The 13,780-nt window shown below is 69.9% G+C and carries 15 protein-coding genes and 1 tRNA gene; 3 read left to right on the plus strand and 13 right to left on the minus strand.

Going from position 1 to position 13,780, the window contains the following annotated elements; all coding sequences use genetic code 11:
* Positions 1-68 precede the first annotated feature (68 nt).
* From SM611_RS09650 to SM611_RS09660, 3 genes are all read right to left on the minus strand, one after another.
* Positions 69-1,328 carry an NsdA family TPR-like regulatory protein gene (locus tag SM611_RS09650; RefSeq protein ID WP_371948879.1) on the minus strand — a complete coding sequence of 420 codons (1,260 nt, stop codon included), beginning with the start codon at positions 1,326-1,328 and terminating at the stop codon, positions 69-71.
* Between the two features lie 234 nt (positions 1,329-1,562).
* Complete coding sequence (locus tag SM611_RS09655; RefSeq protein ID WP_371948880.1) at positions 1,563-1,736, minus strand: DUF397 domain-containing protein; 174 nt, start codon at positions 1,734-1,736, stop codon at positions 1,563-1,565.
* Positions 1,727-2,509, minus strand: coding sequence for a helix-turn-helix domain-containing protein (locus SM611_RS09660; protein ID WP_371948882.1), 783 nt, complete (start codon positions 2,507-2,509; stop codon positions 1,727-1,729). Before SM611_RS09660 ends, SM611_RS09655 begins: the two co-directional genes overlap by 10 nt.
* 156 nt (positions 2,510-2,665) lie before the next feature.
* Here SM611_RS09660 and SM611_RS09665 point away from each other — a divergent pair, with 156 nt between their 5' ends.
* Entirely contained in the window at positions 2,666-3,064 is a 399-nt protein-coding gene (locus tag SM611_RS09665) for an ATP-binding protein (protein ID WP_371948884.1), read from the plus strand.
* 18 nt (positions 3,065-3,082) lie between these two features.
* Positions 3,083-3,280, plus strand: coding sequence for a hypothetical protein (locus SM611_RS09670; RefSeq protein ID WP_371948885.1), 198 nt, complete (start codon positions 3,083-3,085; stop codon positions 3,278-3,280).
* Positions 3,281-3,498: 218 nt separating this feature from the next.
* Here the strand turns inward: SM611_RS09670 and SM611_RS09675 are convergent, their stop codons facing one another.
* The 4 genes from SM611_RS09675 to SM611_RS09685 all read right to left on the minus strand — a co-directional run bounded on the left by SM611_RS09675 (position 3,499) and on the right by SM611_RS09685 (position 7,002).
* Complete coding sequence (locus SM611_RS09675; RefSeq protein ID WP_371948887.1) at positions 3,499-4,062, minus strand: dihydrofolate reductase family protein; 564 nt, start codon at positions 4,060-4,062, stop codon at positions 3,499-3,501.
* Positions 4,063-4,518: 456 nt separating this feature from the next.
* Positions 4,519-5,025 (minus strand): PH domain-containing protein, encoded by a 507-nt coding sequence (locus SM611_RS37630; protein ID WP_504230276.1) that lies wholly within the window; start codon positions 5,023-5,025, stop codon positions 4,519-4,521.
* A 45-nt stretch (positions 5,026-5,070) separates the two neighbouring features.
* Complete coding sequence (locus tag SM611_RS09680; RefSeq protein ID WP_371948889.1) at positions 5,071-5,862, minus strand: hypothetical protein; 792 nt, start codon at positions 5,860-5,862, stop codon at positions 5,071-5,073.
* Between the two features lie 1,067 nt (positions 5,863-6,929).
* Positions 6,930-7,002 (minus strand) — tRNA-Asn (locus SM611_RS09685).
* Between the two features lie 141 nt (positions 7,003-7,143).
* Between SM611_RS09685 and SM611_RS09690 the strand changes: the two genes are divergently transcribed.
* Positions 7,144-7,416, plus strand: coding sequence for a YtxH domain-containing protein (locus SM611_RS09690; RefSeq protein ID WP_371948891.1), 273 nt, complete (start codon positions 7,144-7,146; stop codon positions 7,414-7,416).
* Here the strand turns inward: SM611_RS09690 and SM611_RS09695 are convergent.
* The 6 genes from SM611_RS09695 to SM611_RS09720 form a co-directional block, all read right to left on the minus strand.
* Positions 7,413-7,904, minus strand: coding sequence for a hypothetical protein (locus tag SM611_RS09695; protein ID WP_371948892.1), 492 nt, complete (start codon positions 7,902-7,904; stop codon positions 7,413-7,415). The genes SM611_RS09690 and SM611_RS09695 overlap by 4 nt on opposite strands.
* Positions 7,905-7,921: 17 nt before the next feature.
* On the minus strand, positions 7,922-9,241 hold the full coding sequence (locus SM611_RS09700) for an MGH1-like glycoside hydrolase domain-containing protein (protein ID WP_371948894.1): 1,320 nt from the start codon (positions 9,239-9,241) through the stop codon (positions 7,922-7,924).
* A 119-nt stretch (positions 9,242-9,360) separates the two neighbouring features.
* The gene (locus tag SM611_RS09705; RefSeq protein WP_371948896.1) at positions 9,361-10,167 is read right to left on the minus strand and encodes an HAD family hydrolase; all 807 of its coding nucleotides are present in this window, start codon (positions 10,165-10,167) and stop codon (positions 9,361-9,363) included.
* Complete coding sequence (locus SM611_RS09710) at positions 10,164-11,276, minus strand: cysteine protease StiP family protein (RefSeq protein WP_371948897.1); 1,113 nt, start codon at positions 11,274-11,276, stop codon at positions 10,164-10,166. The genes SM611_RS09705 and SM611_RS09710 overlap by 4 nt, the downstream gene beginning before the upstream one ends.
* A complete protein-coding gene (locus SM611_RS09715) occupies positions 11,273-12,625 on the minus strand; it encodes a phosphoribosyltransferase family protein (RefSeq protein WP_371948898.1) in 1,353 nt (450 codons plus the stop codon). Before SM611_RS09715 ends, SM611_RS09710 begins: the two co-directional genes overlap by 4 nt.
* Entirely contained in the window at positions 12,622-13,779 is a 1,158-nt protein-coding gene (locus SM611_RS09720; protein WP_371948900.1) for an HpcH/HpaI aldolase/citrate lyase family protein, read from the minus strand. Before SM611_RS09720 ends, SM611_RS09715 begins: the two co-directional genes overlap by 4 nt.
* Position 13,780 lies beyond the last annotated feature (1 nt).

Raw genomic sequence — 13,780 nt, forward strand, 5'->3', positions numbered from 1 at the left:
CGATCAGCGAACCGACCACAGCCGCACGGAGGCCCTGCGCCACGTCATCGGCAGAAGCGGGCGGTCGGCTAGCCGACGGCTTCACGGAGCTGGCGGAGGCGGTCCAGGTACTCGGCCGCGCCCGGCTCCGTCCCGTACTGCCCCTGGACGGCGGCGCCCAGTTCCCGGGACACCATGAGCAGACTCGGCAGCGACCTTCGTTCGCCCTGAAGAGCGCGTTCCCCGAAGTGGACGGCCCTGCTCAGGTCGCCGTCCCGGGCGGCGATCAGCCCCAGGGTGAGACGCGCCTCCGCGTTCCGCATCGGCGAGCGCTCGGCTCCGCCCGCGTCGGTCCCGAGGCGGATGACGTCCCGGGCATACATTGCCGCGAGCCTGTTCTCTGGTGCGTTCGAAGGCCGGCCGTCACCGAGCCACCGGTAGCAGTCCATGGAGTAGAAGTCCCATTTGGACGGGTCCACCGCGAAGTGGTTGTGCAGGTTGTCCGGGTAGGGCATACGCTCCAGCAGCCCGCGGCCCCGCCCCAGGGCGAGTTCGACCTGTCGACGGTCACCCATGCGAGCCCACGCCTTGGCCTTCTGGGCGTGGAGCTGCACGGCCGCCCGCGACTCGGGCGCCACGGCGCAACCGGCGTCCGCGGCGGCGATGACGCCGCGGAAGTCCCCTCGGGTGAGCGCGAACCAGGCGCGCATCTCGTACGCCCACGCCAGGACCTCGGTGTCGCCCGCCTCCTCGCCCAGACTGAGCGCCGCCCGCCGGGTCGCCTCGGCGGACTGCCGGTCGGCGGTGTCGTACTCGACGCACCCGACCAGCGCCGCGAGCCACCCCGCCAGGGACAGGACCTCCCGGCGGCGGGCCGGCGGCAGCGGCCCGTCCAGCAGAGTCGTGACGCGGCGAAGCCAGGCCCGGCCCTCGGTGAGCAGTTGATCCGCGGGCAGGTGCGCATACTCGCTGCACAGCCGGTCAACGGTGACGCGGAGCCCTTCCAGGACGTCCGGGTCGGCCGAGGAGGCGCGCAGACGGGTGATGATCTCCATCTCGTCCATGCCGGTCGCGGCGACCAGTTCGGCAGGGCCGTCCCGGCGTCCGGCCCCCGGCCAGATCGCGGCGGTGACCGTCCCGAAGGTCTCGGCTATCAGGGGCCGGTGGCCGTCCTCGGGAAGGGCCTCTCCGCTCTCCCATGCTCGGACGCGTCGCAGCATCAACGCCGCCCCCGGCAGCCGCCCGTCGGCATGGGCCCGCAGCGCCTCGACGAACCGGGACCTGTCCCAACCGCGGGCCTCCCGCTCAGCGGTGATCCGCTTCGCCCACTCCGGCCGCCCCTCCGCCACGAGACGCCCCTCCCGCTCGGCTGCTGCCTCCAGTCTCCGCGAATCATCACCATCGCCACCGCCCACGAACCCTCACGGACGACGGCAAAGGGGAGGGCGCCGCCTTGAGCGGGTGACCGTTCGAACACCGGACGCCGGAGGACGGCGGTAGAGACCGAGGCCGAGGCGCCTCAGAGAACACGAGAGCCCGGGACCTTCAAGGCATCCGGGGCCGCTCACGTCGGTTCGGGGGGGTTAATGCCTCAGGGACGCCACCAGAGCCGCGAACTCGTCCCGGCCTACGAGCAGCTTCGGGCCATGCGGATCCTTGCTGTCCCGGATACCGACCCCTCCTGGGAACCCAGCCACTTCGACGCAGTTATCTCCGGCCTCACCGCTGCGGGACGACTTACGCCAGGTTACGTCCATCGCTCTCTCACTACCTTCCGGATCAGGTCGGCCGACGCGCTCGGCGAAAGCGCATTCGCCGTCAGCCTACTGAAGGTGTCCGTCACGTCCGCCAGATCTCCCGGCTCTCCGCTCGTCTCGCCGCCGACGGCGTTTTCGAGGAACACCAGCTCGCTGCGGTCCGGCTGCGTGGCGATGGTGAACGGCGCCCGAGCCTTGCGGTGGTAGGCCATCGGGGCGATCTGGAGCGTGATGTTGTCGCGTTCCGACAGCGCGAGCAGATGCTCCAGCTGCTCACGCATGATCTGCGCGGACCCGACCTCGCGGTAGAGGACGGACTCGTCCAGCACGACGAACACGGCGGGCGGCTTCGGCTTGGTGAGGACGATCTGCCGCCGCAGCCGCTCCTGGACGGCCTCCTCGTTATCCAGGATCACCCCCGCGTACGCCTCCGTCTGGAAGAGTCCGTAGACGAGCCTGGTCTCGAAGGCGCGCAGCATGACTGCGGACGACTCAGCACGCGGAAAGTCCGCGAAGTACTTCGGATAGGTGCTGGAGCGAACGAGTTCATCCCACGTGTCGGCCAAGGCGGTGCCTGTGTCGAGCGACTTGTCCAGCCGCTCCGCGAAGTCCCTGCGGCACTTGGTACGCCCGGACTCGACCTGGGATATGTAGCTCCGCGTGACCGTCGCTCGACCGGCGAGTTCCGTCCGTGTAATGCCGACCTCTTCCCGCAGACGCCTGACCTCCGCCCCGAAGGCGGTGAGCTTCGGGGTCGGTTTGCGTGCGGCCATCTCTGGGGCCTCCGATGCGTGAGTTGAGGGAACCCACCCGCATGCGAACGTTAGCCACGCGTGTGTGTTTCGGCGCTTCGGTGGTAACGCTACGCCTTGGAGTGAAGTCTGTGCGGTGAGTTACCTACATCCGGACGCATTCCAAAGGTCGCAGCCATGTCAGCAGCAGTCGCCCCAGAGGTCCCGCCCACGCTCGTCCTCGACCCCGACGACCAGGCCCCCCGCCTCGCCCGAACGTTCCTCGCCGACCTCTTCGCCGAGTGGGGGATCAAGGACGACTACGTGGGCCGGCTGGTGGTCTGCGAACTGGTCACCAACAGCTTCCGGCACGGGCGGGGCCAGATCGTCGTCCGGATCTTCCGCGACGAGCGCGACGGCCTCCCGGTGGTGGAGGTGTGGGACGCCGGAGAGGGGCGGCCGGAGATCCAGCCGGAGAACTACGCCGCCACGAGCGGCCGGGGCCTGCTGCTCATGGCCGAACTCGTCCGCGACTGGGGGGTCCGTCCGCTCAACGAGGGCGGAAAGGTCGTCTGGGCGAAACTCGACCATCCCTGACCCGCGAGGACGACCCCGATGAACGACCCCGTCACGCTGCTACTGCTCCAGCACCTCTTCCCCACGTGGACGATCAAGCGGGACGCGCAGGGCACCTGGACGGCTGCGGGCCGCACCCTCATATCGTCCAGCGACGTCGACGGGTTGCTCGCCAAGCTCCACGTGGCGGACCCCGACGCCGTGCACCAGGCCGTCTCGCTCTTGAAAGAAAGCTGATTGTCCGGCGTCCGAAGAGCACCGACGCCCGCAGAACGTTCATCGATCTACGGGAGATCCGTCCGGTCATCCAGTCGGCGCACCGCCATGGATAAGCTCTTACCGGCGAGCCGTAGTCACGCAGCCGGTCACCAGGGACCAACAGGACCCCCGTCCACCGCGCCTGGACTGGGGCTCCGAACTGGGCTCCCCCGGTGCGTGTAGCCGATCGCGGGCGCTCAGCGCTTGGTCTCGTACCTGGTCAGGACCACGCCGTCGGGGAACGTCCGGGTCTCCGCGAGGGTCAGGTTCACCCAGTCGTCCAGCGCCGTGAAGAACGGCTGGCCACCGCCCACCAGAACCGGTGCGGTGACCAGGATGTACTCGTCGATCAGCCCGGCCCGCATCGCCGCTGCGGCGAGTGTGGCGCCGCCGATGTCCATGGGGCCGCCGTCCTCGGCCTTGAGCCGGGTGATCTCGGTGACCGCGTCATCGGTGACCAGGCGGGCGTTCCAGTCGACCGTGCTGATCGTGGAGGAGAACACCACCTTCGGCATGTCCCGCCAGCGGCGGGCGAACTCGATCTCCGCCGGTGTCGCGCCAGGCTGCTGGTCGGCGGTCGGCCAGTGGGAGCTCATCGTCTCCCACAGCCTGCGCCCGTACAGCGCCAGCTCCGTTGCCCCCACCCGGTCGGACCACCACTGGAACAGCTCGTCGCTCGGCACACTCCAGCCGAGGTCGTCGCCGGGCGCCGCGACGTAGCCGTCCAGGCTCAGGTTCATGGCGAAGGTCAGTTTCCGCACGCGTCATGCCTCCCGTGAGTCGGTATCCGCGTACAGACCACCACGGCGCAGAAAAATCATCGGTCAGACCACGCCGAGTGCCGGTCTACCACCACCCCGAGCGGATGATGCGCACAGAACGGGACTCTCAAGGCACGGGTCTCGGGCACCTGTTTGCGTCATCGCGCGGCCCCGGTGACTCCGGCTGGCTTCACGGCTGCCCGTCAGTGGCGTTCTGGCGGTCGGTTCGTGCTGGTGGCGACACCAAGACCGAGAAGTCTCGCTGGGTGCGATGCGTGATTTTCCGGGCTTCCGGAAGACCAGTGGCAAGGTGGCGCTCGGGACGGACTTGACCCCCAACTACCGGCGGGCATGATCGCATCACTCACTGCGGCGAGGGCCGTCCCCACCCCGCGGCACTCGATCACACGAGATCATCGGCTGGCGGCGTCCGCCATTACCTGACAACTTTGAGCGTCACTCTTCACGAGCAGGGGAAGGGAAGAGATATTCCTGTAGGATAAGGTTGATCTGTTCGGGATACACCAGGAAGCGATAAATCGGGCGCCCTTCGTGGACGAGGGTTCCGTAGCCGATCATGCGGCCGGATAGGGATCGATGAATGGTCACCCCTTTAAGTCCGTCCAGAGGTAGGACATTGGCATTATTGGGAGATCGACCCGAGAATATCAGCAATCGCTGATCCGTTATTACCAGATACGCCTTGTTCCATCGAACAATGTTCAGAAGCAAATCCAAGGCCAACAGAGCTGTCAGCGACCAGATTATGGCCACTGATAGGTGCCGACCGTGCGATGTCACCGGAGTGGAGATTGCTACGATCAAACTTCCCACAAGCGTTGCGGCCGGAGGCAGGAGAGCGAACGGATGTTGTCGCATAGTTATCACTTGCTCCTCATGCGGCAGCAAATAACGGACGACCGACGCCGGGGCACTATCGCTTGGAGAAATCAGTCTCATCATCTGATCCGTACTCGACGCCACCTGATCTTCACTGCCACTGACCGTTCACGGACCTGGAACACAGAGTGGAACGCCAGTTGAAGCATGGGATAGAGAGATCAGTGGTTCCATGGAACTGAAGCCGGCCATCTGGCACACCTGCCGTCCTGCAATCTCTCTCACTGGATAGTAGACAACCTCTCGGGTATCCTCCCTCAAGACGGCTAGCCAGTTGTCATTTCCAGGCAATGCGTAGCCGATGACCGTCTGGTGAGAGGCCAGAGTGATTCTCTCGGCCGGCATCCATGGCCGCTTCAACTGTTCCGCATAGAAATCGTCTCCATGCGGGACTGCATAGACGTGAAGAACGTACGGGACGAGCGCCAGAGCGACGACGGCGCCGAGCGTCTTGAGGAACGAACTGTAGCCGAGGCCCAAGTTTCCGGCCAAAAGGACGACTGCCACCACGAAGAGCAGCAGCATGAGAATGAAACGCGCGCTTTCCCACTTGTACATCGAGCGCCAATCATCTTTCGCAAGCGTGATCGCAGCAGATCCACTCATTGCGGCCGGAGAGATGAAAGCACTCGCCGTCAGCGCCAGGACACCCGCCGCCGTTCGACGGAGAAGGAGCAGAATCAGGGCGATATAAGGAAGAAAGGCAGGTATCAGCGGAACCACTGTACTCAGCAGCGTGTTCACGTACCCGCCTGAGGAAACAATCGCATTAGCAGTTGTCGGATTGTAATTCGAAACGATCAACAGTCTTGCGACCGCAATGAGCAGGAGTCCGACAGGCGAAAGAATCAGAACGAGCAGAGTTGATCGCTGAATACGGCGGAAGATGTTCATCATCACCCTCACAGGTTGACCCGCCAAGTACCCGGCTCTCTCCATCCTGGACATCTCATCGAGCACACCCGCCGTTACCGACGTGCCGCAAACCGGCCAACTGAGCATAGAGAGGGTGGGCAGCAGCGATTACGATCACTTGCGCACTGCTCTTTACGAAGGTCAGCGGCGTTGGCGCGCTGGTTGGCACATCGACGAGCACCAGGACGACTGGTGCCACAAGTACCCGCGATCGTGAAGCCATGGTCGGACGCATGGGCGGAGTTCGCGCCCTTCCTGCCCTTCGACGTGGAGATCCGCAATGCCGGCCGCGCCCCGCGCGCACTTTCCCAACGAGGCTGCAGCCTCTCAAATGCGGCTACATGGCGTTGACGAGCTTGGACCCCACCGGCATGGGGTGCAAACGCCCACGCCATGGCCTCGGTGTCGCCGTCCTCCTCGCCGAAACTGAGCGCCTCGGCCTCTTCGTCCGTGCTGGCTGTCAGGCACGGAGGAGTTCTCGGCCGCCGCAGGCGACGGCGCGTCACCGTGCCCGGACGCCGCCGCCCTGCCGTCCAGGCCGTCTGGATCGAGAGGAGCGCGCAACGAGCTGCCCCACTGGACAACGTCGGTCTCCATCGCGGCACCCCGGACCTCGATCCACCTGGCTCGGCTCGAGTTCGCTTTCGGGAAGCTTGCGCACCACACGAACCACGCGGGCGGGTGTATCGAGAGTTCGACCGCCCCGCCTCAGCGGACCGAAGCCCATGCCTACCGCGTTGGGCTCGCCCCCGTAGCGCGCCCACAGCAGCTGGATGGCCTCCGCGACCAGCGGACGGGCCGCCTCCCACTCGGCCGACGATGCCCGCCGATCAAGCCTGGGCCCCGACCGCCGAGGCACAAGGTGAACAGACCGGAGAAGCAGAGAGAACCATCAGGGCCGACAGAGCCGGGGGCCAGGGGCGGAGCCCCGGGGGCGGGCGGGTGGGGGCTGGCGGTGGCACGGGGGGCTCCGGGGGGTCGTCCCCCCGGGAAGACATAACGGGCCCCGGCGAAGGTGAGCGAAGCTCAACGAGCAGGCGAGGCCGCCGAAGCTCCCGCGATTGGACTCGAACCAATAACCTGCCGGTTAACAGCCGGCTGCTCTGCCGATTGAGCTACGCGGGATCGTGCGTGCGTTGGGGCGTGGCCCCTGGCGGCGGGTCTAGGTTAGCGCATGTGGGGGGCTGTTCGCGCACACGTTATGGATGGGGGCGGCGTTAGCGGGTATGGGGGGTGCCACGGTTCCGCCGTCAGTGGGAGTAGGACATGAAGACGCGCATGATGTTCATGGCAGGCGCCGCGGTCGGGTACGTCCTCGGGACGAAGGCCGGGCGTGAGCGGTACGAGCAGATCAAGCGGCTGTCGCAGCAGGTATCGGAGAACCCCAACGTCCAGGAGGCCGCGGGGATGCTGCGGGCCAAGGGCGAGGAGTTCGCCGGTGCGGCGCGCGGCAAGGCGAACCACCTGAAGGACCGGGTGCCCGAGCAGATGCCGGGCCGCAAGGCCGACAAGGAGCAGCCGGAGGTCTATCCCGGTTAGAGGCCGGTCTGGCGGCGCAGGTCTTCGAGGGCCTGTTCGGCCTGGGCCCGGAGGCCGGGGTCGGACGGGTCCAGGCCCGCGTCGAAGACGAACGTCCAGCGGACGTCGCCGCCGGCTGCGGGGCGCCGGCCGGCGATGCGGACCTTGCCGCCGGGGAGCTGGGCCTGGTGGCTGACGGCGATGGTGGCGGTGACGCGTTCCCGGACGGTTTCGGGGACGGAGCCGGGGTCGGTGAGGCGGACGTGGTGTTCGGGGCCCGCGGAGGTCTCGTGGACGTGGAGCCAGCCGTCCTTCCAGGTGGCGTGGTCGACGCGTTCCCAGGGGATGCGGGTGAAGCCGCCGGACGCCGTCGGGACGTGCAGGGCGGTGGTGGTGGCGGCGACGTGGGAGCCGCCGCGGGTGGGGGCGGACGCGAGGACGCGTTCGCCGCGGTCGAGGGTCAGCGCGGCGCGGACCTCGGCGGGCAGTGAACCCCTGAGCAGGCGCATGTCCTCACGTTAAGCGATCAGGCGGCCTGCGGTGCACGGCGGGCCCCCAGCAGGTCGAGGACGAGGGCGGCGGACCAGGCGTAGTCGTGGCTGCCGCGCCCGGTGCCGTCGAACGGGTCGAAGAACTCGCGGAAGCCGGACTGGCGGACGAGCCGCATCGTGGAGCCGTAGAGAAGGTCGGCGACGACGGGGAGGTCGTGGCCGAGGGCGCCGTACCAGACGAGCCAGTTGGTGCTGATCCAGGTGGGGCCGCGCCAGTAGCCGGCGCGGTCGAAGGCGGGGGCCTGGATGTCGCAGGTGGGGACGGGGTAGCCGGCGGCGCCGGCGAAGCGGGCGGACAGCAGCAGGTCGACGAGGTTGCGGACGATGGGGGCGGGCAGTTCGGGGTCGAGGAGGGGGCCGAAGGAGCCGACGGTGATGACGGGCAGCAGCCGGTCGTCGCGCAGGTCGCGGGCGCGGAAGCAGCCGGTGTCGGGGTCCCAGAGGCGGTCGAGCATGGCGTGGTGGACGCGGTCGGCGCGTTCGCGGTGGGGGGCGGGGTCGGCTCCGATGATCTCGGCGATGTCGGCGAGGGCGTGGGTGGAGGCGAGGTAGACGGCGTTGACGAGGGGGTCCTCGACGGCGAACGGGTGCGCTTCGCGGAGGTAGGCGGCCTGGTAGCCGGCCTCGCGCATGAGGGCGACGAGGCGGACGTAGCGGTCGTAGTCCTCCCCGTTGGGGAGGGTGTGGGGGCGCTGCGCGGGGGCGTAGGAGGTGGGCGGGAGCCGGAGGGCGCCGAGGGGGCGGTCCCAGGCGGGGCTGTTGTCGAGGCCGGACTCCCAGGGGTGGCAGATGGCGATGAGGCCGCTGGAATCGAGGTCGCGGGCGCGGGCGAGGTAGCGGTGCTGGGCGGTCAGCATCGGGTAGAGGCGGGCGAGGAACGCGCGGCTGCCGTCGAGGTCGGCGGCGCATTCGTGGAGGCGGAGGGCGGCGAGGGCGTGCAGCGGCGGCTGGGTGAGCCCGGAGGTGTGGACGCCGTGCGGCGCGGCGGGCTGGTGTTCGCTGCGCCAGAGTTCGGGGCCGGGGAAGAACGCGTGGCGGGCGAGGCTGGTGTTGAAGACGATGTGCGGGAGCATCCCGTCGGCCCACTGGCCGCGGAAGAGGGAGAGCAGTTCGGCTTCGGCGCGGTCGCGGCGGTGGCGGGCGAGGCCCATGCTGATGAACGCCGCGTCCCAGCTCCACTGGTGCGGGTAGAGGCCGGGCGACGCGGCGGTGGCCGTTCCGGTCCAGTTGGCGTCGAGGACCCGGGCCGCGGCCTTCCACAGCGCGGTCTCGTCGCCGGTCAGACGGGAGTTCATGTTGTCCAGGTGACCTCCTCGCAGAGGGGCTCACCGTGATTGTCACCTCAGAACGCGGTCACGGCGACCCCCCGGGGAGCGTCGATTCTCAACGCGCATGGGCGCGGGCGCGTGATTTTTTACGCTTGCGTGGCGCCTTCCAGGAGCCATTCCGCGATCTCCTCACCTGCGGCGATGCCGCGGGCGGCGGTGACGGAGGTGGCGGGGGACGTCCAGCTGGCGTCGTGGAGTTCGCCGTGGGCGGGACGGATCGACAGGTCGGCGGCTTCGAGCAGTTCGATGTCGAGGAGGGAGTCGCCGGCGGCGAGCATCGCGGACGCGCCGACGCGGCGGGCGACCTCCTCCGCGGCGGCGGCCTTGGTGAGGCGGGCGGGCAGGCAGTAGACCTTGCGCCCCTGGAGGGAGGTCCGCCAGCCGCGTTCGGCGCACCAGGCGGTGAGGTCCTCGACCCATCCGGGCGGCAGCGCGGTCCGGTCGACGACCATGTAGGCGAACAGGTCGGATGCGGTGCGCTGTTTGAGGACGAAGTCACCGCTCGCCTGCGCGAGGTGGTGCTGGACGTCCGCGAGCGGCGCGCACCCGTCCGCGACGCGGGCCCGGACGGTCTCGGCCCACGCCGGGTCGTCCTCGCCGTCGACGAGGAGGTGGCCGCCGTTCGCGCAGATGGCGTAGGCGGGCGGCTTCTCCAGCAGGTGGACGCGCCGGTACTGCTCGGGCGTGCGCGTGGTCGTCGGGACCAGCATGGCCGCCGCGGAGAGGGCTTCGAGCGTCCGCGCGGCGGGTTCGGTCAGGTAGGAGAGCGGCGCGCCTTGGTAGAACTCCACGCACAGGAGGCGCGGCATGGTCTCGTCCGGTCCGTGCAGGGCGAAGGCGGCCGCGGAGTAGATGAGCGTACGGTCGAGGTCCGAGCACACCAGGACGGTCACTGGGCGGCTCCCTTGCCGAACCGGGGGTGGATGAAGCCCATGCACGCGTAGGGGAACCGGCCGGGCTCGACCTCGTGGACGGGTACGCCGCGCTCGCCGGCGAGCAGCCTGATGTGGGTCACCTCGGGGCCGGCGTCGGCCCGCACGAGGACCTTCCACGGGACGCGCCGCAGCAGCACGCGGGTCGTCTCCCCGATGCCCGGCTTGACGAGGTTGAGGTCGCCGATACCCTCGGCCTCGGCGCAGCGCCGGACGGCCTCCCAGCCCGACCAGTCGGGTGTCCGGTCGGCGGCGCGCAGGCCGGGGAGGTCCTTGGCGACGCGTTCGGCGACGTCCGGGAAGCGCGCGCACACGGCGTCGAGGAAGGCGGCGGACACGTCGTCGCCGGCCAGCTCCCGGTAGAACTTCGCGCCGTGGAAGTCGCCCGGCCCGATCAGCGAGGCGTTCAGGACCGTCCGGCTGACCAGGCCCGACACCGTCGAGTTGAGGCACGCGGAGGGGATCAGGAAGTCGTCGCGGGTGCCGTAGAGGGGCGTGCAGCGCCCCGGGTCGGCGAGGACGGCGAGGTCGGGCGGGAACGGGGACCCGGCGACGGCGGCGGCCAGCTCCCGCGTGATCGCGCCCTTGCCCGTCCAGCCGTCGACGAACATCACGGACGCGGGGTCGTGGTGCTCGGCGAGGTAGCGCAGCGCCGCGGTGTCGATGCCACGGTCGCGGACGATGCTGACCGCGTAGTGCGGGAGGTCCAGGCCGCGGGCGTGGCGGGCCCAGCGCCGCATCAGGATCCCGACCGGGGTCCCGGCGCGCGCCAGCGACACCAGGACGGCGTCCGGGCCGCGCTCGGCGAGGATCATCTCGGTGACCAGCCCGGTCGCGTACGCGAGCCGCTCCGCCGACGCCTCCAGGGCGCGGTGGAACAGCCGCCGGTACTCCGGGCCCGGCTGGTACTCGACCGGCAGCGACTCCGAGTAGTGGGCGCGGCCCGCCTGGATCGCCGCCTCACGCTCCTCGGTGGGCGCCTCCAGCCGCGCATGCGAGAGGTCCTTGAGCAGCCACGCGACGTCCTCCGCCGGGTAGCTGCCGAAGGACGGCCCGTACAGCGGCTTCACGCGTCCCTCCCGTAAGCGGGGACGGTGGCGACCAGCACGGGCGCGAGTGCCCGCAGCCGTCCCAGGAGGCCGTCCGCCAGTGCGGCCGTGTCGCCTGCGTCGTCCACGACGAAGACGATCCGGTCGAACCCGCGCCGGCCGGACCCGGGAGCGACGTTGTAGGCGTACCGCTCCCCCGGCCCATCGGCGGGGTCGTCATGTGAGGGGAACACCAGGCGCGTCCTTATCGCGTACCCGGGGTCGTCTACGGCGAGGACGGGTGAACGCGTGGTCGTCGAGTATCGGACGTCCACGCCTGGCAGCGCGTCAGCGAGCGCCTCCGCCAGGCGCAGCGGCGCGTACATCAGCTCCTCGAACCCCAGTACGAGGACGCGCGACGCGTCGCCGAGCCCCGCGACGAGGACGTCGCCCATCCGGGCGAGGTCCTTCTCCAGCCGCGCACGGTGTTCGGGGAGGAACCCGTGGCGTCCTCCGTCCGGCAGCCCGGCCGGCCACTCCAGCGAAGCGCGCGCCACCTCGAACGACCCTTCGCCCACGGCGGAGGAACCGCCGGAGAGGCCGGCGACGAGCGCCTGGCCCGCCTCCAGGATCCCTTCGGGGAGTTCGACGTGCCCCCCGGCCAGCGCCACCGCGTCGATGCGGGTGCCGAGCCGGTCGGCGAGAGCGTCCATCCGCGCCCGGTCGGCGGAGCCGCGCAGGTCGACGAGGGCCGCCAGGACGTAGTGGCCCCTCGGACGGACGGCGTGCAGGGCCTCGATGGTGTTCAGCACCGTCCGGCCGGTGGAGAGCTCGTCGTCCACCAGCACCACCGGCACGTCCCGGTCGAGCGTGGCCGGGTCGGCGGGCAGCAGCAGATGGCTCGTGGCGTGGCTGTGCTCCTCCTCGAAGCCGCCGTAGGTGGCGAACCCGGGCACGGGACGCCGTGTCGAGTGCAGGTAGTAGGCGCCGCCCAGAGCGTCCGCCACCGAATGGCCCAAGGCGGTCGCGGTCTCGGCATAGCCCAGGACGATCGCGTCCACGGGCACGCGGGGTGCGCGCATGAGGTCGCGCAGCCCGGCGGCGGCCCCCGGCGCACCGTCCAGGGCGTCCGCGAGAAGCGAACCGGGACGGGACGGCTCCTCGCCCCGCAGGCGCGCGCGCACAAGCTCGCCTAGCAGCAAACCCGACCCGTACACGAGCCGAGGATCCGTCGGGACGTGCTTGCCCAGCACGGCCGACACCAGCAGATGCGCCCGCCGCGGATTGCGCCGCACGGCGAGCCCCACCAGAGACGACAGCCCGGCCCCCACCGGGCGGGGACCGTCCACGAGCCGCACCCCGAGGCGCGACGACACCCACGAAGCGGTCACCGGCTGCCCGCCGCTTCCAGCAGCTCCACGAACGTGACGCCCTCCGCCGCGACCCCGAAGACCCGCGCCCGCAGCATCAGCCGCTGCGCCCACGCGCGGTGCGGTTTCGCCTCGTTCATCTTGTTGGCGTAGGAGCTGGCCATCGCGCCGCCCCCGGCGACGCCCAGGATGTCGGCGGCGTCGCAGTACTCCTCGTGGGTCACCACCGACAGGGCGTGGACGGCCGCGACATGGCTCGGATGGATCACCGTCTTGCCGGTGAGCCCGTTCGCCTTGTCCAGGTGCACCTCGCGGATCAGCCCGTCCAGGTCGGAGGTGATCAGCCGCTGCCGCAGCGGCGCAGCCTGCTGCGCGTCGAACGGCGACTGGCGCAGCTGCGGCTTGAACATCCGCTCCCCCGCCGAGAAGTACTCCCACACCGGGCCCGTCACCACGTACCCGGTGCCGTCGGCGCGGCCGAGGACGTTCACCACGTCGCAGATCACGCCCGCGACCGGCCGGATGTCGTAGATCGTGAGGTCCGGCGGGCGGCGCAGCCCGTACGCGGCCGACATGTCCGTCGCGCCCAGCCGGACGGCGAGGATCCGCGGCCGGTGCTTGGCCAGCAGCCGCGCCACGTCGTCCAGCATCTCCGCGCGGGTCTCCGCGTACACCGCCTCCGGGCTCTCGATCACCGGCATCGCCAGCAGCCGCAGCCCGGTGCGGGCGGCCGCGTCCTCCAGCGCGTCGAGGAAGGGCCCGCCGTCCGCCGGGGTGAACTTCGGCAGCACGAACCCGCTGACCAGCTCGGCGGCGCCGCCGAGCCGGCCGATCAGGTCGCCGATCTGCCGGGGGTCGCGGACCCGGACGAACAGCAGCGGCACCTCCGCGCCGCCCTCGCGCAGCGCGCGCAGCTGCGCCACCAGGTTCGCCTCGCCGGCCTCGACCTCGTCGTCGGCGATCGCGTCCTCCAGGCACAGGACCATGCTCATCACGCCGCGCCGCGCGGCCCGCTCGACGTCGGCGGCGAGCTCCGGCCGGGTGGCGGGGCTGTACAGCGTCGCGCCGAGCGCCACCGCCAGCACCGCCGGGTCGTCGTGCCGGTCGAACGGGCGCGGGTGCCGGTAGAACAGGTGCTTGCGACGCGCGGCGTCGATGTGGTCGAAATGCCGCATT

The organism is Actinomadura monticuli (assembly GCF_041463655.1).
In the GTDB taxonomy this organism is placed as follows: Bacteria; Actinomycetota; Actinomycetes; order Streptosporangiales; family Streptosporangiaceae; genus Spirillospora; species Spirillospora monticuli.

Excerpts from the sequence above, each read along its gene's own strand:
- SM611_RS09665 (WP_371948884.1), top strand. The coding sequence starts at position 2,666 with ATGTCAGCAGCAGTCGCCCCAGAGGTCCCGCCCACGCTCGTCCTCGAC.
- SM611_RS37630 (WP_504230276.1), bottom strand. The coding sequence starts at position 5,025 with ATGATGAGACTGATTTCTCCAAGCGATAGTGCCCCGGCGTCGGTCGTC.
- SM611_RS09720 (WP_371948900.1), bottom strand. The coding sequence starts at position 13,779 with ATGCGGCATTTCGACCACATCGACGCCGCGCGTCGCAAGCACCTGTTC.
- SM611_RS09690 (WP_371948891.1), top strand. The coding sequence starts at position 7,144 with ATGAAGACGCGCATGATGTTCATGGCAGGCGCCGCGGTCGGGTACGTC.
- SM611_RS09660 (WP_371948882.1), bottom strand. The coding sequence starts at position 2,509 with ATGGCCGCACGCAAACCGACCCCGAAGCTCACCGCCTTCGGGGCGGAG.
- SM611_RS09695 (WP_371948892.1), bottom strand. The coding sequence starts at position 7,904 with ATGCGCCTGCTCAGGGGTTCACTGCCCGCCGAGGTCCGCGCCGCGCTG.
- SM611_RS09655 (WP_371948880.1), bottom strand. The coding sequence starts at position 1,736 with ATGGACGTAACCTGGCGTAAGTCGTCCCGCAGCGGTGAGGCCGGAGAT.
- SM611_RS09670 (WP_371948885.1), top strand. The coding sequence starts at position 3,083 with ATGAACGACCCCGTCACGCTGCTACTGCTCCAGCACCTCTTCCCCACG.
- SM611_RS09700 (WP_371948894.1), bottom strand. The coding sequence starts at position 9,241 with ATGAACTCCCGTCTGACCGGCGACGAGACCGCGCTGTGGAAGGCCGCG.